Source organism: Candidatus Rickettsiella viridis (assembly GCF_003966755.1).
GTDB lineage: Bacteria > Pseudomonadota > Gammaproteobacteria > Diplorickettsiales > Diplorickettsiaceae > Rickettsiella_B > Rickettsiella_B viridis.
Genome location: NZ_AP018005.1, coordinates 37,661 through 61,578 on the forward strand (window position 1 = coordinate 37,661; position 23,918 = coordinate 61,578).

Annotated in this window: 26 protein-coding genes; 18 read left to right on the forward strand and 8 right to left on the reverse strand. The window is 39.9% G+C overall.

All coding sequences use genetic code 11. The features are described from left to right. Positions 1-22: 22 nt before the first annotated feature. The 6 genes from DMP02_RS00190 (at position 23) to glmU (ending at position 6,401) form a co-directional block, all read left to right on the forward strand. The gene (locus tag DMP02_RS00190; RefSeq protein ID WP_126322111.1) at positions 23-607 is read left to right on the forward strand and encodes a F0F1 ATP synthase subunit delta; all 585 of its coding nucleotides are present in this window, start codon (positions 23-25) and stop codon (positions 605-607) included. Between the two features lie 16 nt (positions 608-623). Continuing rightward, complete coding sequence (gene atpA, locus DMP02_RS00195) at positions 624-2,168, forward strand: F0F1 ATP synthase subunit alpha (RefSeq protein ID WP_126322112.1); 1,545 nt, start codon at positions 624-626, stop codon at positions 2,166-2,168. A 6-nt stretch (positions 2,169-2,174) separates the two neighbouring features. Continuing rightward, a complete protein-coding gene (gene atpG / locus DMP02_RS00200) occupies positions 2,175-3,035 on the forward strand; it encodes a F0F1 ATP synthase subunit gamma (protein ID WP_126322113.1) in 861 nt (286 codons plus the stop codon). A gap of 62 nt (positions 3,036-3,097) precedes the next feature. Then, the gene (atpD, locus tag DMP02_RS00205) at positions 3,098-4,486 is read left to right on the forward strand and encodes a F0F1 ATP synthase subunit beta (protein ID WP_126322114.1); all 1,389 of its coding nucleotides are present in this window, start codon (positions 3,098-3,100) and stop codon (positions 4,484-4,486) included. A 13-nt stretch (positions 4,487-4,499) separates the two neighbouring features. Further along, the gene (locus DMP02_RS00210; RefSeq protein ID WP_126322115.1) at positions 4,500-4,931 is read left to right on the forward strand and encodes a F0F1 ATP synthase subunit epsilon; all 432 of its coding nucleotides are present in this window, start codon (positions 4,500-4,502) and stop codon (positions 4,929-4,931) included. A gap of 78 nt (positions 4,932-5,009) precedes the next feature. Then, the gene (glmU, locus tag DMP02_RS00215; RefSeq protein ID WP_126322116.1) at positions 5,010-6,401 is read left to right on the forward strand and encodes a bifunctional UDP-N-acetylglucosamine diphosphorylase/glucosamine-1-phosphate N-acetyltransferase GlmU; all 1,392 of its coding nucleotides are present in this window, start codon (positions 5,010-5,012) and stop codon (positions 6,399-6,401) included. Between the two features lie 34 nt (positions 6,402-6,435). Here glmU and DMP02_RS00220 read toward each other — a convergent pair whose 3' ends face one another. The 5 genes from DMP02_RS00220 to DMP02_RS00240 form a co-directional block, all read right to left on the reverse strand. Continuing rightward, complete coding sequence (locus DMP02_RS00220) at positions 6,436-6,828, reverse strand: hypothetical protein (protein ID WP_126322117.1); 393 nt, start codon at positions 6,826-6,828, stop codon at positions 6,436-6,438. Between the two features lie 84 nt (positions 6,829-6,912). Then, complete coding sequence (locus DMP02_RS00225) at positions 6,913-7,680, reverse strand: N-acetylmuramoyl-L-alanine amidase (protein WP_126322118.1); 768 nt, start codon at positions 7,678-7,680, stop codon at positions 6,913-6,915. 8 nt (positions 7,681-7,688) lie between these two features. Beyond that, entirely contained in the window at positions 7,689-8,144 is a 456-nt protein-coding gene (locus tag DMP02_RS00230; RefSeq protein ID WP_126322119.1) for a host attachment protein, read from the reverse strand. A gap of 48 nt (positions 8,145-8,192) precedes the next feature. After that, entirely contained in the window at positions 8,193-8,855 is a 663-nt protein-coding gene (gene rpiA / locus DMP02_RS00235) for a ribose-5-phosphate isomerase RpiA (RefSeq protein WP_126323456.1), read from the reverse strand. A 119-nt stretch (positions 8,856-8,974) separates the two neighbouring features. Continuing rightward, positions 8,975-9,184 carry a hypothetical protein gene (locus tag DMP02_RS00240; protein ID WP_126322120.1) on the reverse strand — a complete coding sequence of 70 codons (210 nt, stop codon included), beginning with the start codon at positions 9,182-9,184 and terminating at the stop codon, positions 8,975-8,977. 798 nt (positions 9,185-9,982) lie between these two features. Between DMP02_RS00240 and DMP02_RS00245 the strand changes: the two genes are divergently transcribed. From DMP02_RS00245 to murA, 7 genes are read left to right on the forward strand one after another with little or no spacing between them, the layout of a single operon-like run. Further along, positions 9,983-10,660 (forward strand): thiol:disulfide interchange protein DsbA/DsbL, encoded by a 678-nt coding sequence (locus tag DMP02_RS00245; protein ID WP_172593941.1) that lies wholly within the window; start codon positions 9,983-9,985, stop codon positions 10,658-10,660. Then, positions 10,661-11,452 (forward strand): ATP-binding cassette domain-containing protein, encoded by a 792-nt coding sequence (locus DMP02_RS00250; protein WP_126322122.1) that lies wholly within the window; start codon positions 10,661-10,663, stop codon positions 11,450-11,452. Between the two features lie 9 nt (positions 11,453-11,461). Then, the gene (gene mlaE / locus DMP02_RS00255) at positions 11,462-12,244 is read left to right on the forward strand and encodes a lipid asymmetry maintenance ABC transporter permease subunit MlaE (protein ID WP_269471428.1); all 783 of its coding nucleotides are present in this window, start codon (positions 11,462-11,464) and stop codon (positions 12,242-12,244) included. Then, the gene (gene mlaD / locus DMP02_RS00260; RefSeq protein ID WP_126322124.1) at positions 12,245-12,715 is read left to right on the forward strand and encodes an outer membrane lipid asymmetry maintenance protein MlaD; all 471 of its coding nucleotides are present in this window, start codon (positions 12,245-12,247) and stop codon (positions 12,713-12,715) included. It abuts the gene before it with no gap. Then, positions 12,712-13,314 carry an MlaC/ttg2D family ABC transporter substrate-binding protein gene (locus DMP02_RS00265; protein ID WP_126322125.1) on the forward strand — a complete coding sequence of 201 codons (603 nt, stop codon included), beginning with the start codon at positions 12,712-12,714 and terminating at the stop codon, positions 13,312-13,314. The genes mlaD and DMP02_RS00265 overlap by 4 nt, the downstream gene beginning before the upstream one ends. Further along, a complete protein-coding gene (locus DMP02_RS00270) occupies positions 13,314-13,622 on the forward strand; it encodes an STAS domain-containing protein (protein ID WP_126322126.1) in 309 nt (102 codons plus the stop codon). The genes DMP02_RS00265 and DMP02_RS00270 overlap by 1 nt, the downstream gene beginning before the upstream one ends. A gap of 15 nt (positions 13,623-13,637) precedes the next feature. Continuing rightward, positions 13,638-14,912 (forward strand): UDP-N-acetylglucosamine 1-carboxyvinyltransferase, encoded by a 1,275-nt coding sequence (gene murA, locus DMP02_RS00275; RefSeq protein WP_172594005.1) that lies wholly within the window; start codon positions 13,638-13,640, stop codon positions 14,910-14,912. Between the two features lie 164 nt (positions 14,913-15,076). On the opposite strand, the gene DMP02_RS00280 is transcribed toward murA, so the two are convergent. After that, positions 15,077-15,811: a CADD family putative folate metabolism protein gene (locus DMP02_RS00280; protein ID WP_197720782.1), complete on the reverse strand. Its 735-nt coding sequence runs from the start codon at positions 15,809-15,811 to the stop codon at positions 15,077-15,079. A 286-nt stretch (positions 15,812-16,097) separates the two neighbouring features. Here DMP02_RS00280 and DMP02_RS00285 point away from each other — a divergent pair, with 286 nt between their 5' ends. After that, positions 16,098-16,616 (forward strand): hypothetical protein, encoded by a 519-nt coding sequence (locus tag DMP02_RS00285; RefSeq protein ID WP_126322128.1) that lies wholly within the window; start codon positions 16,098-16,100, stop codon positions 16,614-16,616. Between the two features lie 68 nt (positions 16,617-16,684). Here DMP02_RS00285 and DMP02_RS00290 read toward each other — a convergent pair whose 3' ends face one another. Next, positions 16,685-18,463, reverse strand: a complete 1,779-nt coding sequence (locus DMP02_RS00290; protein WP_126322129.1) for a ShlB/FhaC/HecB family hemolysin secretion/activation protein — start codon at positions 18,461-18,463, stop codon at positions 16,685-16,687. Positions 18,464-18,553: 90 nt separating this feature from the next. After that, a complete protein-coding gene (eda, locus tag DMP02_RS00295) occupies positions 18,554-19,189 on the reverse strand; it encodes a bifunctional 4-hydroxy-2-oxoglutarate aldolase/2-dehydro-3-deoxy-phosphogluconate aldolase (protein WP_126322130.1) in 636 nt (211 codons plus the stop codon). 241 nt (positions 19,190-19,430) lie between these two features. Here eda and DMP02_RS00300 point away from each other — a divergent pair, with 241 nt between their 5' ends. From DMP02_RS00300 to DMP02_RS00315, 4 genes are all read left to right on the forward strand, one after another. Further along, on the forward strand, positions 19,431-20,369 hold the full coding sequence (locus DMP02_RS00300; RefSeq protein ID WP_126322131.1) for a sugar kinase: 939 nt from the start codon (positions 19,431-19,433) through the stop codon (positions 20,367-20,369). Beyond that, positions 20,362-21,414 carry an aldose epimerase family protein gene (locus DMP02_RS00305; RefSeq protein WP_126322132.1) on the forward strand — a complete coding sequence of 351 codons (1,053 nt, stop codon included), beginning with the start codon at positions 20,362-20,364 and terminating at the stop codon, positions 21,412-21,414. Before DMP02_RS00300 ends, DMP02_RS00305 begins: the two co-directional genes overlap by 8 nt. A gap of 4 nt (positions 21,415-21,418) precedes the next feature. After that, on the forward strand, positions 21,419-22,291 hold the full coding sequence (locus DMP02_RS00310) for an SMP-30/gluconolactonase/LRE family protein (RefSeq protein ID WP_126322133.1): 873 nt from the start codon (positions 21,419-21,421) through the stop codon (positions 22,289-22,291). Between the two features lie 205 nt (positions 22,292-22,496). After that, positions 22,497-23,891, forward strand: coding sequence for a sugar porter family MFS transporter (locus tag DMP02_RS00315; protein WP_126322134.1), 1,395 nt, complete (start codon positions 22,497-22,499; stop codon positions 23,889-23,891). The last annotated feature ends 27 nt before the right edge of the window (positions 23,892-23,918 follow it).

Below are 23,918 nucleotides of genomic sequence, written 5' to 3' on the forward strand. Positions count from 1 at the left end.
ATGAAGCAGTCGGAGTGTATGCATGATACATGAGGAGGGCGAGTTGAGCGGAAACGCCGCCGAAAATTCAAGTGCGAAGAGTATATCTATTGCAAGACCTTATGCTAAGGCGGCGTTTGACTATGCGGTGGAAGAGAAAGGCTTAGAAAGTTGGTCTGCTTTGCTCAGTCAAGCTACGTTGATTGTAAAAGACAAAGCGATGCAAGTTTTATTAAAAGATCCACGCTTTGATAAGATGGCTGCTTATGAGTGCTTGCTGGCGGCGTGTAAAGGCTGGATGTTTAGCAGCGGAGAGAATTTTTTAAAACTTATCGCACTTCATCAACGTTTATTAGTTCTACCGGAGATTGAACAGCTGTTTGGACATTATATAGCTGAGCGGGCTAACCAAATGACGGTACAGGCGGTTTCTGCGATTCATTTAACGGAGACAGAAGGTTTAGCATTAACGGCAGTTTTAGAAAAACGCTTACAACGAGAAGTTAAATTAGACTACGTTGTTGATGATAGTTTACTCGGCGGACTCGTTGTTCGAGTGGGTGATTTAGTCATCGATAGTTCTGTGCGCAGCAAGCTAGAACGTTTACGTGCGAGATTAGTGAATTAAAATATAGAGGCAAAGTATGCAGCAACTAACCACATCAGAAATTAGCGAATTGATTAAAGCGCGTATACAGAAATTTGATGTCTCTGCCGAAACGCGTACAGAGGGAAGTATTGTCAGTATTTCTGACGGGATTGTACGTATTTATGGCTTAAACGATGTAATGCTGGGTGAAATGATAGAGTTTCCCGACCAATGTTATGGGTTAGCTTTAAATTTAGAGCGAGACTCAGTGGGTGCCGTTGTATTAGGTGATTATGAAGCACTGAGTGAAGGCCAAACCGTCAAATGTACGGGGCGTATTTTAGAAGTTCCTGTTGGAGAAGCGTTACTAGGTCGTGTCGTAAATGCGTTAGGACAAGCCATTGATGGTCGTGGTCCTATCCAAACTGAAATGAGTGCGCCTATCGAGCAGATAGCACCAGGGGTTATTTGGCGTCAAAGCGTTTCACAACCGTTACAGACAGGTATTCTTGCTATCGACAGTATGGTACCTGTTGGGCGTGGTCAACGTGAATTGATTATTGGTGATAGGCAAACAGGTAAAACTGCATTGGCTATTGATGCCATCATCAATCAAAAAGGTACAGGTGTAAAATGTATCTATGTGGCGATAGGTCAAAAAGCTTCTTCGATCGCTGCCGTTGTTAGAAAATTAGAAGAGCATGACGCGTTAAAGCACACCATTATTGTTTCAGCCAGTGCGGCTGATTCTGCCGCTATGCAGTTTATTGCCCCTTATGCTGGTTGTGCGATGGGTGAATATTTTCGTGACCAAGGCCAAGATGCACTCATTATTTACGATGATTTAACCAAGCAAGCGTGGGCATATAGACAGATTTCCTTATTATTGCGTAGACCACCAGGCCGCGAAGCGTATCCCGGAGATATTTTTTATTTACATTCTCGTTTATTGGAGCGTGCTTCACGCGTGAATGCGGAGTTCGTTGAGAAAGCAACGAATGGGCGTGTTAAAGGTCAAACAGGATCATTGACTGCACTACCTATTATTGAAACCCAAGCAGGTGACGTGTCTGCTTTCGTTCCTACTAACGTTATTTCTATTACGGATGGTCAAATTTTTTTAGAAACCGATTTATTTAATTCAGGTATTCGCCCTGCGATTAACGCTGGGTTATCTGTTTCACGTGTAGGCTCTGCAGCACAGACTAAAATTATTAAAAAATTGGGCGGTGGTGTTCGATTGAGCTTAGCTCAATATCGTGAATTAGCCACATTTTCACAATTTATGTCAGATTTAGATGAGGCAACACGCAAACAGCTTGAACGTGGCCAGCGTGTAACAGAAATATTGAAACAAAAACAATATTCACCTTTTAGTGTGGGTGAAATGGCAGTGCTTTTATTTGCAGCCGATCAAGGTTATTTAGATGATGTTGAGTTAACCAAGATTGTTTCCTTTTCAGAAGGATTATTGGCTTATATGCGCGCAGAGAAGGCGGATTGTTTAGCAGAGATCAATAAGAAGGGTGATTATAACCAAAATATTATTGATGCGTTGCAGCAAGCCATTACTTCCTTTAAAACAACACAGACGTGGTAATAACGGATGAGTTTTGCACAAGAAATTCGCGGTAAAATTTCCAGTATTAAAGGTACGCAGAAAATTACTTGTGCCATGGAAATGGTTGCGGCGAGTAAAATGCGCAAGGCACAAGAGCGTATGACGCTTTCTCGCCCTTATGCACATAAAATGTTGGATGTTATTAGCCATATTGCCAGCAGTCATGCGGAATATCAGCACCCTTATTTACAGGTGCGAGAAGTTAAGCGTGCAGGATTTCTCATTATTACAACGGATAAAGGACTTTGTGGAGGCTTAAATTCTAATTTATTAAAAATGGCGTTGCAGCAATTCCAAGCGTGCAAAGAGAAAGGTATTGCTATTGATCTGGCTGTTATTGGTGGAAAAGGGGAAGCCTTTTTTAAGCGGGTCGGTGGAAATATTGTTGCACATGCGGATCATTTAGGGGATGCACCACAGTTACAGGATTTAATTGGGGTTATTAAGGTTCTGTTAGATGCGTATAAACAAGGCGAGCTTGATAGTTTAACGATCATTTATAATGAATTTATTAACACTATGACACAAAAGCCCAAAGCGTTATCGTTGTTACCCATTGTACCGCCTGAAAAATCAAAATTAAATTACCATTGGGATTATCTTTACGAGCCCGATGCAAAGCCTTTACTAGAGTTGATATTAACGCGTTATATTGAATCGCAAGTTTATCAAAGTGTCGTAGAAAATGTAGCTTGTGAACAAGCAGCAAGAATGGTAGCCATGAAAAGTGCTACTGATAATGCAGGTGAACTGATAAATGATCTGCAGTTAGCCTATAATAAGGCCCGCCAAGCCTCTATTACAAAAGAATTGGCGGAGATAGTTGCAGGAAGCGAGGCAGTTTAGCAGACAAATATTCAAGTGCGAATGCGAAGAATATGTCCCATGAATAAACGAAGAGAAGAGTTATGAAGCAAACAGAATCTACCGGAAATATTGTTGAAATTATTGGTGCCGTCGTTGACGTCCAGTTTTCACGTGGACACGTGCCTAACATTTATGATGCATTGATGGTGGATAATGAGGGTTTAATACTCGAAGTTCAACAGCAGTTAGGCGATGGTATTGTTCGTACTATTGCAATGGGTACCAGTGATGGTTTAAAGCGAGGTTTAAAGGTAAGCAATACTGGGGCGCCTATTAGTGTACCTGTGGGTAAACAAACCTTGGGACGTATTATGGACGTTTTAGGTCAGCCTATTGATGAGGCCGGCCCCATTAATGAAGAATTACGTTTACCAATTCATCGTAAGGCGCCTAGTTTTTCGGAACAAGCCGCCAATGAGCAGCTCTTAGAGACGGGTATCAAAGTAATTGATTTACTTTGTCCTTTTGCAAAAGGCGGTAAAGTAGGTTTATTTGGTGGTGCGGGTGTAGGTAAAACTGTCAACATGATGGAACTTATCCGTAATATTGCCATCGAACATAGTGGTTATTCCGTATTTGCCGGTGTTGGTGAGCGTACACGGGAAGGAAATGATTTCTACCACGAAATGAAAGAATCTAACGTTTTAGATAAAGTGTCGTTGGTCTATGGACAGATGAATGAACCTCCTGGTAATCGTTTGCGTGTGGCATTGACTGGTCTAACCGTTGCAGAAAATTTTCGTGATGAGGGTCGTGATGTTTTATTATTTATCGATAATATTTATCGTTATACGCTCGCGGGCGTAGAAGTTTCTGCGTTATTAGGTCGTATGCCTTCAGCCGTAGGTTATCAACCGACATTGGCTGCTGAAATGGGTGCTTTGCAAGAGCGTATTACTTCAACTAAAACAGGCTCTATCACCTCTATCCAAGCGGTATATGTTCCTGCTGACGATTTGACGGATCCTTCTCCAGCAACTACCTTTGCACATTTAGATGCTACCGTTGTATTGTCGCGTCAAATTGCCGAATTAGGGATTTACCCGGCTATCGATCCTCTTGATTCTAATAGCCGTCAGCTGGATCTGTTGATTGTTGGTGAAGAGCATTATACAGTGGCGCGTGCGGTGCAAAAAACCTTACAGCGTTATAAAGAATTAAAGGACATTATTGCTATTTTAGGGATGGATGAGCTATCAGAACAAGATAAGCTTATTGTAATGCGCGCACGTAAAGTACAGCGGTTTTTATCACAACCGTTCTTTGTTGCAGAAATATTTACCGGTTCGCCAGGTAAATATGTCAGCCTTAAAGAAACGATTCGTGGCTTTAAAGCAATATTAAATGGCGAATATGACGATGTGCCAGAACAAGCATTTTATATGGTTGGTGGTATTGACGAAGTAGCGACTAAAGCAAAGGCCTTATAGGGTTTTAAGTATCATGATGAAGAGTATGCAGGTTGACATAGTTAGTGCTGAAACTGAGATTTTTTCAGGTCAAGTTGCTCACTTAGTGGTTAGCGGGTTGCTCGGAGAGTTAGGCATTTATCCAGGCCACACACAACTGGTAACCGCATTAAAGCCAGGATCTGTTCGGCTTGTAAAACCAGATGGAGAGGATGAAGTTCTCTATATTTCGGGTGGCATATTAGAAGTTCAGCCTACGTTAATTACGCTTTTAGCGGATACAGCGGTTCGAGCAGCTGATTTAGATGAGATGGCAGCATTAGAAGCGAAACAGCGTGCGGAGCATGCTTTAAGCGATAAACAAGCCGATATTGATTATGCAAAAGCAACAATAGAACTTGCCCAAGCTGTTGCACAATTGCAAGCAATTGCTAAGTTAAAGCAGAAAGCAACAGGAAAGCGTTAAGCTATGGAACGGAGTTTATCTCCTAGCGCCAATATCGTCTGTTTTTAGGCAGATGGGTGGGGACAAAAAGCTTCAACCATGAAATCAAACAAACTATCACACCCCCAAAAAAAATTTCTTGATGTCATTATTCTTGCCGCAGGTCACGGCAAGCGTATGCATTCTAATCTACCTAAAGTTTTGCATAAACTAGCGGGGAAACCATTACTACAGTACATAGTAGAAACGGTTAGTCAATTAAATCCACATGCTATTCATGTCATATATGGGAATGGCGGAAGCCAAGTGCCTAATTATCTAGCTGATTTAGCGGTTACTTGGGTGAAGCAAAAAGAAATTTTAGGTACGGGTCATGCTGTTGCACAAGCGATACCACAGATTAAAAACGATGAGAATCAAGTACTTATTTTGCTGGGAGATACCCCGCTCATTCATTTGAGTACCTTAAAAAAATTAATTGCTAATACGAAACCGAATGAAATTGGTTTGATTACCTTAACAACGCCGTATCCATTTGGATTAGGTCGTATTTTGCGTAATGCAAAGGGGGAAGTTGCTCAAATCATCGAAGAAAAGGAAGCAACAGCCGTACAAAAAAAAATACAGGAAGTAAATAGTGGTATTTTTTATGTCCCGGTTAAGTTATTAAAACAATGGCTTCCTAATCTTAAAAAAATGAATGCGCAAGGGGAATACTATTTAACGGATATCATTGAAATGGCAGTCAATTCAAAAATTAATGTAGTAACAGTTTCATCCGATATTGAGGGCGAAACGCAAGGCATTAATGATCGAGTGCAGCTTGCTAAACTGGAGCGTCACTACCAGAAAAGCCAAGCAGAAAAGCTCATGCTAAAAGGGCTTACTTTGCACGATCCCAATCGTTTTGATTTACGAGGTAAATTAACTATAGGGAAAGATGTTGTTATCGATATCAATGTTATTTTAGAAGGGGAAAATACCATTGGTGCAAATAGTTATATAGGGCCAAATACAACACTCAAGAATGTCAAAATAGGTGCCGGAGTAGAAATTAAAGGTTATTGCATGATTGAAGATGCGATTATTGAAGATAATTGCATTATTGGTCCTTTTGCGCGCATTCGACCAGGGACTAAATTAAAGAATAATGTTCATATTGGCAATTTTGTTGAGATTAAAAATAGCCAGATTCAATCAGAAACTAAAATTAATCACCTCAGTTATATTGGTGATGCAAAGATTGGAAAAAACGTTAACGTAGGTGCTGGAACCATTACCTGTAATTATGATGGTGTTAAAAAATATCAGACAATCATTGAAGATGAAGTATTTATTGGTTCCAATGCAGCATTAATAGCACCTATTCGCGTAGGGAAGAAAGCAACCATAGGCGCTGGTTCTACCTTAAGTAAAGAGGTACCTGCAGGAAAATTAACGGTTAGCCGTGCAGAGACACGGACTATATCAACTTGGAAACGGCCTAAATAATGGTAATTTAATTGGCTGGTTTATCTTATTGAGTTTAATGATTATTAGGTGCATTTGTTGCAGAAGAATGCATGTTGGCGTTGTTGGTAGTAACTGTAGGATTAGGGATTATTATTTGGGTACGCGAGATAGATCGAACGAGCTGGTTATCTAACGAAGTTATTTTTTCCTGGAGCCTTGTTATATGGCTTTCTAGCTCGGTAATTCTCGAAGTTTTAGCGGCTATTTCTTGTTGTAATGCTAAAGATCGTTGCTGCGAGTTAATATGATCGAGAAGAATACTGCTTAAATCTCGGGTTAGCCCTATTATTTCCCTACGTAAATTACGGTTTTCTTCGAGTGCCCATAACATGTGCTGGCTTAATTGATTAAATTGTTGGATTAATAACTGATTATTATTTGATACTTCCCTGAGTCTGTGAAACATTGTTGAATCCTATGAATGCTGGAGTTTAAAGAATATAGCTGGAATTATTTTTTTTGCCAGAAAAAATGAAGATATCAATGAGTCTTATTTTATCTTAGGAAAGTATTTTTTTAGTAAATTTTCAAGTATTGCAAAGGTTTCAGTGTCTGGATTACCTGAATAATCTCGAGCTCTGAAGTGCATTTGAAAGGCTTGTAAAATGGTACGAGTTTGTTTATCAAGTGTTCCCGTTATTTCAATCGCATATCCATAGGCTTGTAAATTTTTTTGTAAACTTGAAATATCAATCTCATGTGCATGATTATAGCCAAGTTCTTCTTCTTCTTCAAACCATGCGCCAATGCCATTTTCATAGAGAGTTTTCCAGGGAAATAAAGGGCCAGGATCCACTTTTCGCCCCGGTGCTATATCACTATGTCCAATGATACAGCTAGGATGGATCTGATAGCGAGCAATAATAATTTTTGCTAATTCAATCACACTTTCAATTTGATAATCAGTAAAAGGATACCAGAGTCGTTTCCCATTTTTATCGCTATAGCCTAAATTAACAATCTCTATTCCAATAGAAGAATCATTTAAGTTTATTCTTTTCTGCCACGTACTAGCGCCTGCATGCCAAGCGCGTTCTTTTTCATCAACCAGTTGAAAAATTTGTCTTTTTCCGCTTATGCTCTGTTCAGGAATAAGGTAATGTGCACTGACCTGCGTGTTAGGGTCAGTTAATGCTTTTAACGAAGATTTAAGGTCAAGTGCGGTGTAATGTAAAACTAAAGAAAAGATCCGTTGATTGACGTTAGGTGAAGCGTGACTTTTATCAATGACTAAGTTGTTGTTAGTGCAGTTTGACATATCAGCTATTATAATTTATTTGAACGAACAATATCCCACCAGTTTGCTTTTAAATAGTCAATTAACTGTGAGGGATCCGATTCAACAAAATTTTTTTTGATATTTATTAATAAGGTATGCTCAACTTGTTTATCAAGGTTGCTTAACAGAGCGCCGCCTACATGCGGCGGCGCGCATAAAATGAGTTTTTTATATTGATGATTATCAAGCCCTTTTTTTAATAAATCAGCTAAATTTCGGGTAAAGCGTGCTAGCGCTACTTCGTGCGGATCGCTGGGTGCTTCATAGGCTCCTTTGGCAGCGTGCATGGTTTGATAGTGACCAGGCTTATCGGTCAGTAAATCACTGTCTTTTAGATGTGCACTTGGGTTTGTTAAGCTTTCTAAAAGCGTTAGCTGGTGTTCCTTTGGTTCATAAGAATAAATATGACCTAGACTGCTGTTTAAACTAATGATCCAAATCATTCTTACCTCTTTACTATCATTAAAGTATAGCAGTTTCTGTTTATTATCCTACCTTTCTGTTGTTTTAACGCCACTGTCGGTGGCTAGTAATAATGTATCGGCGGGACGTTGCGCAAATAGCCCATTGCAAACAACACCGGGAATGTTATTAAGGAGTCGTTCTAGGCGAATAGGATCAGTAAAGTCCCAATTTTGAGTATCTAAAATAATATTTCCATTATCGGTAAGGAAGTTATCGCGATAAGCAGGAAAGCCTCCTAATTTAACAATTTCTCTCGCAACATAGCTACGCCCCATAGGAATAACTTCAATGGGAAGTGCGCCTTGTCCTAATAATCCAACGTATTTACTTTCATCAGCGATACAAATAAAGTGTTTGCTCGCAGCCGCTATAATTTTTTCGCGAGTTAAAGCACCGCCCCCTCCTTTTATTAGCTGTAGTTGGGGATTGACTTCGTCAGCACCATCGATGTAAAGCGCTAATTCACCAGCGGTATTAAGATTTAGGATAGGAATACCGTGTTGTTTTAAATATTTTTCGGTATTAACAGAGGCTGCAACAACACCTTCAATTTTTGATTTTATAGAGGCTAATGCGGTTATAAAGTGATTGACAGTGGATCCACTGCCTAAACCAATAACTTGGCCCATTTTAATATAGTCTAATGCGGCTTTAGCTGAAGCCTTTTTTAAATCCTCTTGATTTTTCATCATAATAGATAAGCTACCTTACTAAAAATTTAGGCTGAATTAAAAAGCGTCCTTATACTTGTTTTATAATGCATCAAATTCCACCTTTTAAATAGGTGTAAGGAAAAAGAGCAGCGTTGCTAACTATCTATACCGCTTTCTGTACCAACAATATAGCCAATAAGCGCCGCTTCTTCTTGTGAAAAGCCATTTAAAAGCAAGGGGTTATTAAAAATATGACGCGCATTGCTCATAAAATAGAGCCCTTTACCCAGGATATTAATCATCAGTTTGCTTCCTCGATATTGCGCAATAATTTGATAGCGTATTTGATTCGAGATAGTCCACATAATTTATCTCCATAAAAAATGATTAAATAAGAGAAGCCTTAGTGTTGTATTTAAATATCCCTATCGTCTTCTATGAAGAAAATTTCGTATGTCTCCAGAGGATTTTATATTGTTTTTAATTTAATTTTTATTTTACAATTGCTAAAATTTACACACCCTCAGCACTATAGTATTACCTATCAAAGATTATTTCAATGTTCTAAATTTCGCAAAAGGAGATGAATAATCAAAGAGTTAATAAAATTTAATCGAATAGATAAAATAAAGTTAAATCATTTTTGATAAGTAATTTAAGAGAAATAATGAAAAGGATTTGATCATTAAAAAACAATGGACTTGGCGCAGTAGGAAAAACAATAGAATTTACGATGGTTGCCCATAAGTATCGAGTTAGTCAGCTAATTAAAAACAAAAAATTATACTTTCCTCACATGATAATAAATTACAGCCAATTTTTTTGTTTAAAAAGAAAAACTTATTTTTTTCTCATAATATTTAATAGAGTTAAACTTAAATCTAATTTTTAGCTGATGCTTTTATGTGATGTGGTCTAGTTATTTTCCACTAGCGCTAGCGATGTAATAGTGATAGTACATAGGCTTTTTAGTTTATCTCGTAGCTCAGGTATCGCTCAACACCTTGCTTTATTGAGCATATTTTCAACCTATAAGTTGCTTCGTGCCTGTACATTCCTCCTTTGCTACACGCATGTAGTCACTTAACGTTTAACGTTTTTCTATAAGCTATGTTATGCTTGGTCATTTTTATTGCTTTGACGTCTTTATAAAAGAGGGCCGTATGCTTAAGTTGACTATCCGTAGCCTGGCGTTACTGATTTTATCCACCCTATTGATATCTTGTGGGAAGGTCAGTAGTGGTAAGCCAAACTCCCCTACTGATTTTCAAGCAGGGAGAGACTATCAAGTTATTTCTAACTCACAAATTACCCCTATAATAGGTCCTAAAGAAATTATAGAGGTCAAAGAGTTTTTTAATTATGCCTGTCCAGCTTGTTACCATTTTGAACCAATCTTAGAAAAGTGGCTGGCGAAAAAGCCGGCTTATGTGAAGTTTGAACGTATACCCATTATATTTCAGCCTAGTTGGCGCAGTTTAGCGCGTGCTTATTACATAGCCCAGATGTTAGGCGTAGAGAGACAATTGACGCCTGCACTATTTAAAGCTATTCATGTTGATAGGCAGGATTTGTCTGATCCTAAATTACAAGAAGCTTTTTTTATTAAAGAAGGTGTTAAACAACAAGAATTTGAAAGTATGGCGAGCTTTTCGCCGGGTATTGATGCACAGCTATTACGTAGTGATACCTTGATGCAAGAGGATAAAATTGTTGCTGCGCCAACATTAGTGGTGGATAACCGGTATAAAGTTGATCCCAGCCTTGTAGGCGGAGACCCGGCGCGTTTTTTACAAGTGGTTGATTATTTAATTGAGAAAGTGAGAAAAGGGGAAGAGTGATTGGACAATTTAGTCGAGGTTCGACGTTTGTCTTTTGAACGTAACGGACGCACCGTCTTTTCCGATATCAACCTAACTATCCCGCGTGGAAAAATTACTGCGATTATGGGGCCAAGTGGTTGTGGTAAAACAACCCTTTTACGCTTAATAGGCGGTCAGCTTAAGCCCAAGGCCGGAACTGTACAGATTAATGACAGAGTTATTAATAATTTATCGCGTACACAGCTTTATGAGTTACGTCGCAAGATAGGTATTTTATTCCAAAGCGGTGCACTATTTACGAATTTAAACGTTTTTGAAAATATTGCTTTCCCTCTGCGAGAACATACACAGCTACCTGATTTTATGATTCGTGATATTGTGCTGATGAAATTAGAGTCTGTAGGGTTGCGAGGCACAGCTGAACTCATGCCTAGTCAGCTATCAGGTGGTATGGCACGCCGTATTGCATTAGCCCGAGCGATTGCGCTTGATCCAGAACTGATTATGTACGATGAACCGTTTACCGGGTTAGACCCTATTGCGCTTGGGGTCATTATTAAGCTGATTTGTGATTTGAATAGAGCATTATCCATGACGATGATTTTGGTCTCGCATGATGTCCAAGAAGTCATGCGTATTGCGGATTATATTTATTTGATTGCAAGCGGCAAGATTATTGGTCGGGGAACGCCGGAAGAATTAAGTATGAATAAAAACCCTGAGCTTGAACAATTTTTGCAAGGCTTACCCGATGGTGTCGTTCCATTTCATTATCCTGCCGTCGATTATATTCAAGATTTGTTTCATTAAACTATGTGGATAACTAACACATTAAGTGAGTTGGGCCGAATTGGCTTAGGATTATTGATGGGTCTCGGGCGTTCGGGGCTATTTTTTTTGCATGCGCTTTATCGCAGACCACACTTTAGAAAAAATTTTCCCTTGCTGGTAGAACAACTGTATTTTATCGGTGTGCTTTCACTGCTGATTATTATTTTATCGGGATTATTTATTGGTATGGTCGTTGGATTACAGGGCTATAATACTTTAGATAAATTTGGAGCAAGCCAACAATTAGGTCAGCTTGTGGCCTTGAGTGTGGTTCGAGAATTAGGTCCAGTCGTGACGGCATTATTGTTTGCAGGACGTGCAGGTTCAGCGTTGACGGCCGAAATTGGTTTAATGAAGTCAACCGAGCAGTTAGCAAGTATGGAAATGATGGGTGTTGATCCACTGCGACGTATTATTGCTCCTCGTTTTTGGGCAGGTTTTATCTCAATGCCATTGTTAGCCATCATTTTTAGCAGCATTGCCATTTGGGGAGGCTACTTAGTAGGGGTAGTATGGTTAGGTGTCGATGGCGGTACCTTTTGGGGAGCGATGCAAGCTTCGGTTGATTTTTACGATGATATTGTCAACGGGATAATAAAAAGCATTGTTTTTGGGATCGTAGTGACGTGGATTGCTGTCTTTCAAGGCTATGATACAGTGCCGACAGCACAGGGAATTGGGCGTGCTACCACGCGTACGGTTGTTTATTCTTCTTTAGCGGTGCTGGGTTTAGATTTTATATTAACGGCTGTGATGATGGGGGGTTGGTAAGTGCGCGATAGGATAATAGAGGTTTGGGTGGGTTTATTTATGCTGTGCAGTATTATTGCTGTACTTATTTTAGCGCTTAAGGTAAGTGGTTTAAGTAATGCCCTTGCTAGTAATGGCTATACCATTACGGCAGATTTTGATAATATCGGCGGGCTTAAAGTGCGATCACCCGTTACCTTGGCGGGTGTTCGAATTGGTCAAGTTTCCTCCATAAAACTCGATAGTACACAATTTAAAGCAATCGTAACCATGCAACTTGATGCGAAGCAACAACAATTGCCAGCGGATACATCAGCGAGTATTCAAACTCAAGGATTGTTAGGTGCTAATTACATTAGCCTTAAGCCTGGGTTTGATCAAAATTTTTTAAAGAATGGAAGTGTTATTCAAGATACGCATCCTGCGTTAATCCTAGAGGACTTAATTGGGCAACTCGTATTCAGTTTAAAGAACTCAGGGGGAAAACAGTGAAAAAATTTATTTTATTTATGATTGGGTTATTAGTTTGTACAGCGGTATGGGCTATTTCTTCGCCGCTGGATTTGTTGCAAACCACATCCAATCAATTGATTGCGACGTTGCAACAAAACCAAGCTACATTAAAAACAAAGCCACAGCTTGTTTATGGCATTGTTAATCAAATTTTATTGCCACATGTAGACCTAGTCAGTATGTCAGAAAGAGCATTAGGTAGAAACGCATGGATGCAAGCAAGCCCTGCACAAAGACAAGCGTTTACTCAGCAATTTACTACCTTATTGATTCGTACTTATTCAAGTGCGTTAGCACAATATACGGATGAAAAAATAAAGTTTGATCCATTACGGAGCAACTTTAATGCAGCGTCACGTGTGCAAGTTAATAGTAAGATCATTCGTGACTCAGGGCCTGCTATCAATGTCAGTTATCGATTAATGCGAGTAGGCGAGCAATGGAAACTTTACGACTTTAGTGTCGATGGTATTAGTTTAGTGGAGAGTTTTCGCTCTCAGTTTGTGCAAGAACTACAACAAGCGGGCATTGATGGATTGATCAATAAGCTTGCACAGCATAATGCGCAAAATAACTAATGAACAACTCGTCTAATTTGTTTCAAAAGCGTGACGGTGCTTATTGTCTTTCGGGAGAATTAAGTTTTGATACCGTACCCCGGATATGGCAACAAAGTCAGGAGGCGCTAAAAGATAAAGCACAATCAGTTGTTTTTGATTTAGCAGAAGTCACTCAAAGCGATAGTAGTGGCGTTGCTTTGTTGATTGCTTGGACACGGAGTTTTCACCGTCAATCACGGACAATTCATTTTCTTCATTTGCCTAAGCAAATGTTAGCGATAATCCAGCTTGCTGGCCTAAAAAACATCGTACCGATAAAAATTTAAATAGAGAGTTAAATGGTGGATAAACTTATTATTAAGGGAGGGACACCGTTGCAAGGTGAGGTGCGAATTTCTGGGGCGAAGAATGCAACCTTACCTATTTTAGCGGCTTGCTTATTATCAAAAGAACCGATTACTTTATTTAATGTGCCGCATCTGCAAGATGTGACGACTATGGTGGAGCTTCTGAGTGGTATGGGTGCTCAATTCATGATTGGTGAGCGCATGAGTTTAGAAGTGAATGCGCGCGACTTGATCGATTCCTATGCGCCCTATGCGCTGGTTCGAAAAATGCGCGCTTCTATTCTGGTATTAGGAGCATTATTAGCACGTTGTGGTGAAGCAATTGTTTCTTTGCCAGGCGGTTGTGCGATTGGAACTCGGCCCGTTAATCTGCATATCCAAGGATTGCAGGCAATGGGTGTGAAGATGAGTGTTGAAAATGGTTATATCAAGGCTAAAGCAAAGGGACGGCTACAAGGTGCTGTGATTAAACTCGATACAATTACCGTAACAGGAACAGAAAATTTAATGATGGCAGCAACGCTGGCAAAAGGAAAAACCGTTATAAAAAATGCGGCGCGTGAACCAGAAGTTGTTGATTTAGCTAATTTTTTAAATAGCATCGGCGCTAATATTAGCGATGCTGGAACAGATACGATAACCATCGAAGGCGTTCAACAGTTAACAGGCGGTTATTACCGAATTTTACCTGATCGCATTGAGGCTGCTACCTATCTTATTGCAACAGCCTGTACACGAGGGTTTATTCGTTTAAAAGATATAAAAGCGAAACATTTAGAAGCGGTTATTTATACCTTACGAGAAGCGGGTACGGAAATTACCATTGGCGATCATTGGATTGAGTTGGATATGCGTAATAAACGTGCAAAAGCAGTTAATGTTATTACAGCACCCTATCCAGCTTTTCCTACCGATGTTCAAGCGCAAATTATGGCATTGAATATTACGGCAGAAGGAACTGGTACTATTACCGAAACGGTTTTTGAAAATCGCTTTATGCATGCTCAAGAAATGCGTCGTATGGGTGCAGATATCACATTAAAAGGTAATACCGCTGTTTGTAAGGGTGTTGAGAAGTTAACGGGTGCCGAAGTGATGGCTACAGATTTACGTGCTTCTGCGAGTTTGGTTCTTGCCGGATTGACGGCAGAAGGTGAAACGACAGTCAATCGGATCTATCATATTGACCGCGGTTATGAGTGTATAGAAGAAAAATTATCACAATTAGGTGGCAAGATTAAGCGTATCTCTGTCTCAGAAGCACCGTAATAACTTAATTAGTCGGGATTTGCTCCTGCATACCTTTAATCGTCATGGCGAGGCTGGAATAAAATTCCAGCCGTGGCCATCCAGGAAAAAATTAGCCTCTTCACTGGATTGCCGCGCGCTTTGCGCTCGCAATGACGGGCTGACGTGTCTGTTTTTTTAGCGGACTAAGTCACGGGTATTTCGCAATGAATATTTCCAATCGTTTGTGCTTGTATACCACTTAACATATTCCATACCGATTGAGCTATTTTTTTTGCTGCCTTTTCTGCCTTTATTTTTTCTACGAGGGGTAATTCTTGCATGAGTGTTTTAGTGGCTTCAGAGTGTTCCACATCAGCTTCTAAATGTACTCGAAAGAATTTTAATGTGGCTTGGTCATCGATATTATAAAATTGTTTAAGTCCCATAATTTTACTGGCCGCTGTTTGTGGAATTTGGCGTTCATAAGCATATAAAGCACCTAAGCCTTCTGCATAAGAAGAACGCGAAAGCGATAGAAAATCGTCTATGAGTTGTTTAGTTTCTGGTGTAGGTACGCTGTTTTTTACGGTTTCTTCACATAAGCCTAAACCTTTAGAAAATTGTAGCCATAAGGTAGGATGAGGCTCCCCTGTAGAAACGCCTTCTTCGTCATTCAAATTCTCTAATAATACCTGGCGCGCTTGAGGAAGATGGCAGTTACTATGCGTTGCGCTGATATAGCGCGGAAAAGCATCGACATGGTGATAATATTGGCAGGCATAATTTTGTAAATCATTGATTGAAAGTTTTCCTGCTGACCAAGCTTGGTAAAGAGGATGTCTTAACAAATGGGTTTCATTGAGTTGCCTATCGAGCAGTTGCATTGAGTTATCGAGTGAATCAGTATTAAACTGATTATCAGGAATTTGCTTGGTCATAGAGCTATTCTCCTTGTTGGGTTTAGATGAACTTATTGTACAGAAATTCATAGTAAATCTGAAATAACCAAGTGCTTTTTTAAAGCTAAGTTCAGATAACCGGCTATATCACTCGCGCTATTTTAAAAATAGTATTTCAAGTAACGAGCGGTATATAGTAAAAAAATCCTATTAAAGCAAATTGTTAAATATTTAGCAGATTTTTTATATTTGACTCTACCTAATTAAGCTTCTAGGATAAATAGCCTTATTTAGATATTAAATAGATATTTACATGGAGTGAAATATGAAGCTTTTAAATAGTAGTCTTCGTTTCGCGGGGATAGTCGTGGCGATTTTATTACTGACTGCCTGTGGTGGTGGAAGTGGTGGTCCAGGTGGCGTAGGTGGAGCCGGAACTGGTACTACAGGTACAGGAGGAGGGCCAACAACTGCGCCTCCAGGTAGTGGCGGCGGTGGTGGGTTTCCTAATTTGGGCAATATAGCAGGTGTGACACTGACAGGCGATGGTGGCCTTGTATTAAATGCGACCGCGCTGCAAACCCTAGGTTTACAAGCAGGCGTATTAACACCTCAGGAATTAGCAAGATTAAATGTAACATTGCCTAATGCAGGAGTAGGTGTAAGAGCTATAACGAAGCAAGGCCAGCTCATTGCTATTACAGGGCCTCACGGAAAGACTTTTGCAGTTCCAGGTGGACCAAGTACGTTACCAGGAACAGGTATTCGCTTACCAAGCTTGCCTAGCGGCGGCAATGTAGGTGGAACTTTAAAAAATACGTTAGGGAATGTATTAAAGCACTAATTATTTAAAATTGAAGCACGAGTAACCCGCTTATATTGATTCTTATTGAATATAAGCGGGTTACTTTATCAAAGAGGTGTATAACTGAAGTTAAAGAAAAAGCGTAAACTCTTTCCATTTTTTCCGCTTAATACTTCTGCTTGAACAGGGTTGGTTAAAGGTCTGGCAACACTGAGTTCAAGATTGAAATCTTTTGTTAAAAATAATCGTAACCCCGCAGATAATGAAGCATCACTGTATACGCTATTTAAAGCGAAAGCAGGTGCAACATTTTTGTTCCATACTTTGCCAATATCGTAACGTGTAAAATACTGCACGGTACTGAAAGATTCTGGAAATGTATTGTAGCGTATTTCTAATCCTCCCATAATGCCACTATCTCCAATGATTTCAGAAGGATCATAGGCACGTCCAAATGGGATTCCACCATAAGGAATTTTTTCAACAGGGATCAATGGGTTAAAAGCATATTGGCCCATTGAATAAATGAGTATTGAGAACGACTTAGGAAGAATTTGTATGTGGGATGCGTAGTAATAAAGTTTTGTATAGTCAATTGACGGATTATTGGATGCAGGAGGTCCTATTGCAGCGCCGAGCGAATGAAAGCCTTGGCTTATTTCGGCCTCTATTCTATCAAGGTATTTGGGTCTAGTACGTTCGTAAACTGATTGAGCGCGTATAGTTGGAACTCTTACAGTAACATCTTGGGGCCCATTAACCGGCTCATTAAAGCCGGTTGTTTTACTATTATAGTAGCCCAGTGCTAAACGGCCTTCTAGTTTTTCATCCGTTTGTAGAATAAATGGATGATAATAATAGCCAGTGATCTCACCTACTTTGCCGGCCAAACTATCAAAAGTTCCTACTACCCCAGTCGCGGTTGGAGGTCCGAGTACATTGGGTTTTGTTTGTGTATAGTCTGCAGCAACATCTAAGTGATCGCCGTAAACGCCAATAGGTATGACTTCGTATAAATAATAATACTGCAGCACCCGGGGTTCGAAGGGTGCGGTGGCAGCGGTTACGGTAGTTGCATCACCACCTTGTAATAAGGAATACATATTAGCGCTAACAAATAAATTCTGTGAGCCCAAATAGCGGGATTGATTGTTGTTGAGAATAGCGTAAGGAGAAAAGCGTTTTTGTTGGATATTAAAAATAAGGTTTTGTGCGCCTGAATTTTCTGATATGGGGTTGATTTGAAGCGTAGCTTTGACACCCGGTAAGCGATTTAATAATAAAGTGTAATGCTGTAACGTTTTTTGTTGTAAAGGACGGGACTGCTTAATTTTTTCACTGTATGTATTTAGAAAGTTTTCTAAACCATGGATTTTTCCTTGAATGCTTACATTAGTAACATAGGCTTCGATAATGGTTATGGTTACATGTCCTGATTTTAGGTTTTGTATTGGTATATGTGCGCGCGAGAGTATATAGCCATCTCTGAGATATTTTAAGGTAATATCGGATGCAATCTTTTCTAGTTCAGAATAACTTATCCTTTTATTAAGATAAGGCTGATAAAAAGCGTTTAAACTTTCTTGTGAATAAACGCTTGATCCTATAATGCGTACTGAGCGAAGGATAAACGGAGTACGCATACTCGGAGGTATAGGCGTCGTGGAGGCTACAGCTACTGGAGTGGCTTGTGTAACAACCCTAGAGGGTTGCTCTGTGTTGATAGGAACAGTGTTTCTTAATTGCCGCTCTACTTGACCAGGTACTATGGTACTAGGGACTACGGCTGCAAATCCTTTTAGGGGGACTATAAGCAATAGGAAAGGCAAAAAATAGAGTGTAAGTTTAGTGTAATTTCCTTTTCCTTGAATAGATTGCTTATTCATGTGTCCCTTATATCTATAAATAATCAATATGAGGGAAGTCTAGTAGATTTTATTCAATGTTCAATAAAAGTAGTGCTGCGGTATCATTAATTAAAGAATAGTTTGTAATTTTCTTTGTGCTTCTTTTGCATGTAAAGCAATTTCCGTAAAATTTTCTTTTTCAATCAGTGCACGAGGTGCTATCCATGTGCCACCAATACAAGGAACTTGGGGTAATTTCAGATAGTTAATAAAGTTATCAAGATTAATGCCGCCAGTAGGACAGAACTGTAACGAAGGCAATACTTCTGATAGAGCAGACAATGCTTTTATTCCACCCATTATTTCAGCCGGAAAAAATTTAAGCGCCGTTAAGCCTAGCTCATAGGCTAACAGTGCTTCAGAGACGGTGGCAATGCCAGGCAGATAGGCTAATTTCTCTTTTTTTGTTTCAGCAACAAGTTGTTCGCTAAGACCAGGACTGACTGCAAATTGTGCACCGGCGGCTTTAGCTTCAGACAATTGGCGAGGTGTAATAATAGTGCCAGCCCCTAGAATAGCGTCTGGTACGCTATTAGCTATTTGTTTGATAGCCTCTAAAGCACAATCCGTACGCAGTGTAATTTCCAATACCTTGAAGCCATTTTCCACTAAAGTGTTAGCCAAAGGAATTGCATGTTCTATCTTATCAATTACAATAACCGGTATAATGCGACTTTGCTGTAAAATATCAATGAGTGTGAGCACGTTTTCTAGATCCTACTGAGATTATTCTTGATGATACGTCCTCTTTTTTTTCTACGCAAATTTCAGATATACTCTTTTCACTTGAATTTTTGGCGGCGTTCCCGCTCAATTCGCAATCCTCATGTATGCTGAATATATTTCCGGTTGCTTCATTTTCGCGGCGCCTTGCCAAAAATCCCATTGCTTTGAGTATAAACTTTCTAAGTCTTTTTAAAGTCCTTGCTTATTCTGGAACCCTAAAATGAAGCAAATTGCAGTCATTGGTGAAGCGATGCTAGAGCTATCCCATCGTAGCGACACCACGCTAGCCCTATCTTTTGCGGGCGACACCTTGAATTTCGCCATTTATTTACGGCGCTTACTTCCTGCGGAATCTTTTACTATCCATTATGTGACCGCTTTAGGTTGTGATAGCTATAGCGATAGCATGCTAAAAAACTGGCAAGAAGAAGGACTCAATACAGATTTAGTGTGTCGTTTACCGAATAAATTACCTGGACTTTATTTAATCCGTACCGATGAAGAAGGAGAAAGAACTTTTTATTTTTATCGCCAAAATTCTGCGGCACGGGAACTTTTTAAATCCTGTGCCACACTTGATTTAGAAAAAAAATTGCTAAGCATGGATTATTTATATTTAACAGGTATTACTTTGGCTATTCTTGATGAGGCGAGTCGGGAATATTTATGGGCGATATTAGAAAAGGCAAAACAAAAAGGTGTTAAGATAATTTTTGATACCAATTACCGTGCTTCACTTTGGCCTGATGCTGAATCAGCAAGAACAGTCATTGATCGAACTTTAAAATGGGTAGACGTTGCGTTGCCTACTTTTATAGACGAGCAATCTTTATTTGGTGATGTGACGCCGGAAGCCTGCGTACAACGCTTATTAAAAAATAAAATAATAGAAATAATTGTTAAATGTGGTGCTGAACCAGTGTTGATTGCTACTATTGCCACGCAAAAAAGTGTCCCTGCTTGTTCTATAGAAAAAACAGTGGATACAACCGGCGCGGGCGATTCATTTAATGCGGCTTATGTAGCGGCACGTTTGTTAGACATTGAACCCATAAAAGCGGCGCAATGGGGTCATCAATTAGCTAGCATGGTTATCGCTTATCCCGGTGCAATTATTCCACAAGAAGCAATGCCAGATTTACGAGGATATTATGCCTGAAATGTTTTGTCAGCCATCTACTTTTGGCGAGTTACCTGATGGCCAAACGATTACGCAATACACATTGCGTAATCCCAGTGGAATGTCAATCAGCGTTATAAATTATGGTGCTACCCTTATCTCAGTAAAAGTACCAGGATTAAGAGGTACTGTACACGAACTTACTTTAGGGTTTGATCATCTTGAGGAATATTTAAATCATGATTTTTATTTTGGTGCGACCATAGGACGAGTGACTAACCGTATTGCAAATGCGTCTTTTAATTATCAGGGAGAAGAAATCCATTTAACAAAAAATAAAGATTTTGCACACCATTTACATGGTGGCGAAAGAGGTTTTGATAAAGCAATTTGGCAGCCTGAAGTTTCTATTCAGAGTGATAAAGCCAGTGTTGAATTTAAAATAGTAAGTCCAGATGGTGATCAGGGTTATCCAGGAACATTAGAAGTAAAAACAACCTATAGTTTGACATTGGCTAATGAATTAAAAATTTCTTTTGAGGCAAAAACAGATCGGGTAACTCCAGTTGATTTAACTAACCATGCTTATTGGAATTTAGCAGGTGCAGGACAGGGCACCGTGTTAGATCATGTGTTACAGGTTTTTGCCGATCATTATGTAGTGACCGATAAAGATTTACTTCCTACTGGACAAATAGCCGAGGTAAATGATACCCCTTTTGATTTTCGTCAACCACACCATTTAGGGGAACGCTTAGAGGAGATACCGATCGGCGGCTATGATCTTTGTTTTGTGTTGCCGGCAATGATTAACCATCATCCTCGCTTAGTGTCACAGATCAAAGAGCCCATGAGTGGACGTACATTAGAAGTGCAGACGACCCAGCCGGGGTTACAATTTTATACCGGCAATAGCCTTAAGAGTTATCCTATCAGTGGAGGATTGACAACACAGCGATATGGCGCTTTTTGTATGGAAACACAAAACTTTCCGGGAGCCGTTAATTATCCTCAATTCCCCTCGCCTTTTTTATTGCCGGGCGAGCGTTATTATCATGAAACCATCTATCGTTTAATTTGGTAAATCTATGTCAAATCCAGTCGTTGTATGTGAAGAAACCATGTTATTGGGTGAAAGTCCGCTTTGGCATCCCGAACAAAAATGTCTTTATTGGGTCGATATCGTTGCAGCAACCTTGAATCGTTTAAATATCAATAATAAAAGCGTTAAAAAATTTAAAATGCCTAGCCAGATTGGTTCCATTGGCTGGCGTGCTAAAGGAGGATTGATAGCTGCACTCAGTGATCGTTTTGCTTCCATTGATACAGAAACAGGTATGGCACAAACGCTTGCATTACCTTTAAAAAAGCCGCCTCAAGATATGTTTAATGATGGCAAGTGCGATCGGCAGGGTCGTTTTTGGGCGGCGACTAAAGATATTGCTGAAGAGAGCCCCGTGGGCTCGCTCTATTGTTTAGACGTAGAAGGCAAAGCGATGGAGATGGCTAATGGCTTTACCGTTGGTAATGGGATTGCGTGGAATTTAGATAATAGTCGAATGTATATTTGTGATTCTCCAGCGCGTCAAATCTATGAATATGAATTTGATCCTATAAAAGGTCAGTTAGGGGCCTTTCAAGTTTTTGCTCAAATTTCGCCATCAGCAGGTTTTCCTGATGGGCTTACTGTCGACAGTGAGGGTTATATATGGAGCTGCCATTGGGACGGTTGGCAAATTACCCGCTATAAACCCACAGGAGAAATCGATAGCGTTATTCCTATGCCCATTCCTAGGCCTACCAGCTGTTGTTTTGGGGGAGAAGATTTAAAAACGCTTTACGTGACGTCTGCTTCAGTTGGGTTGTCTGCTTCTATTTTGGCAGATGCGCCCCAATCAGGGCAATTGTTTGCATTGGAAATAGGCGTTAAAGGGGTACCTGAACCCGCCTATCTGGGTTGATATACTCTTCGCACTAGAATTTTCGGCTGTGTTCCCGCTCAATTCGCAATCCTCATGTATGCTTATATACACTCCGGTTGTTTCATTTTCGCGGTGCCTTGCTGAAAATCTTATTGCTGTGAGTATAATTTTACCGTGCTTTATTTGCTTTTAGGCAGGTTCGAGGTAAAGTAGCCAGCTATGCTATCTCAGAGAGAATATTTTCATGCTTGAACGATCGAATGCAAACTGGATGGTTTATGCAGTTTCGGTATTTGCCGCATTGGCGGGGTTACTGTTTGGGTACGATACGGGGATAATCTCGGGCGCTATTTTATTTATTAAGAAAGATTTCTCTTTATCTGCCTTCCAGGTAGAGATGATTGTGAGCGCTGTTTTATTAGGTGCTTTAATCGGTTCAGGATTTAGCGGAAGGCTGACTGATTTGTTTGGGCGACGTAAAGTGCTTGTTTTTACAGCCATTACGTTCATTATCGGCTCATTATCCACGGCGCTTGCGCCTAGTGTGCACTGGTTAATTATCGGTCGTATTATATTAGGCGTTGCGATTGGTGTGGGTTCTTTTACTGCGCCTCTTTATATTGCTGAGATAGCACCACAGCGTATTCGTGGCTTGTTAGTTTCTTTGAATCAATTAGCGATCACGATAGGGATCGTTTTTTCATATCTCATTAATTACTATTTTTCTGCACAAGGCCGTTGGCCTTGGATGCTAGGTTTAGGCGTAGTACCGGCGGCGATTTTATTATTAGGCACTTTATTTTTACCGGAAAGCCCACGTTGGATGGTCTTAAAGGGTTGGGAACACAAAGCGCGCACTATTTTACAGCGCATTCGAGGCAGTGAAAATATTCATAAAGAATTTGAAGAAATTCAGCAGACCGTAAAAATGGAGAAAGGGACGCATCGTTTATTGCTTGCAAAATGGGTGCGCCCTATTTTGTTTATTAGTTTAGGTCTCAGTTTTTTCCAACAAGTGACGGGGATTAATACGATTATTTATTACGCGCCCACTATTTTACAAATAGCCGGTTTCAAACAAGCCGGAGGCGCTATTTTAGCGACGCTAGGAATAGGCATTGTCAATGTATTATTTACACTCATTGCGCTTCCTCTCATCGATAAATGGGGACGTCGCCCTTTATTACTTTTAGGTCTCTCAGGTATGTTTTTAAGTTTAGCAATGATGGGCGCTGCATTTTATTTTCCTGAATTTGCTGCATTGCGCTGGGTAGCCGTAGGCAGCATGATTATTTATATCGCAAGCTTTGCAATAAGCTTAGGTCCGATTATGTGGCTTATTATTTCTGAAATTTTCCCTTTAAATATTCGTGGTGTGGGCGCTAGTCTGGCTATTTCTGCGAGCTGGGGATTCAATATGCTCGTGGCATTAACTTTTTTAACGCTCATTGAATTGCTGGGTCCCAGTCATACATTTTGGCTATATGCTTTTTTATGTATATTAGGCGGACTTTTTGTGTACTTTATGGTTCCTGAAACGAAAGGGTGTTCTTTGGAGCATATTGAACAAAATCTGCGTTTAGGTCGGCCTAGTCGTGAATTGGGTATTTCTTTACGCAAATCAATGTTTTTTGAATAAAAATCAGCTTTTTTTTCTTAAAATAAG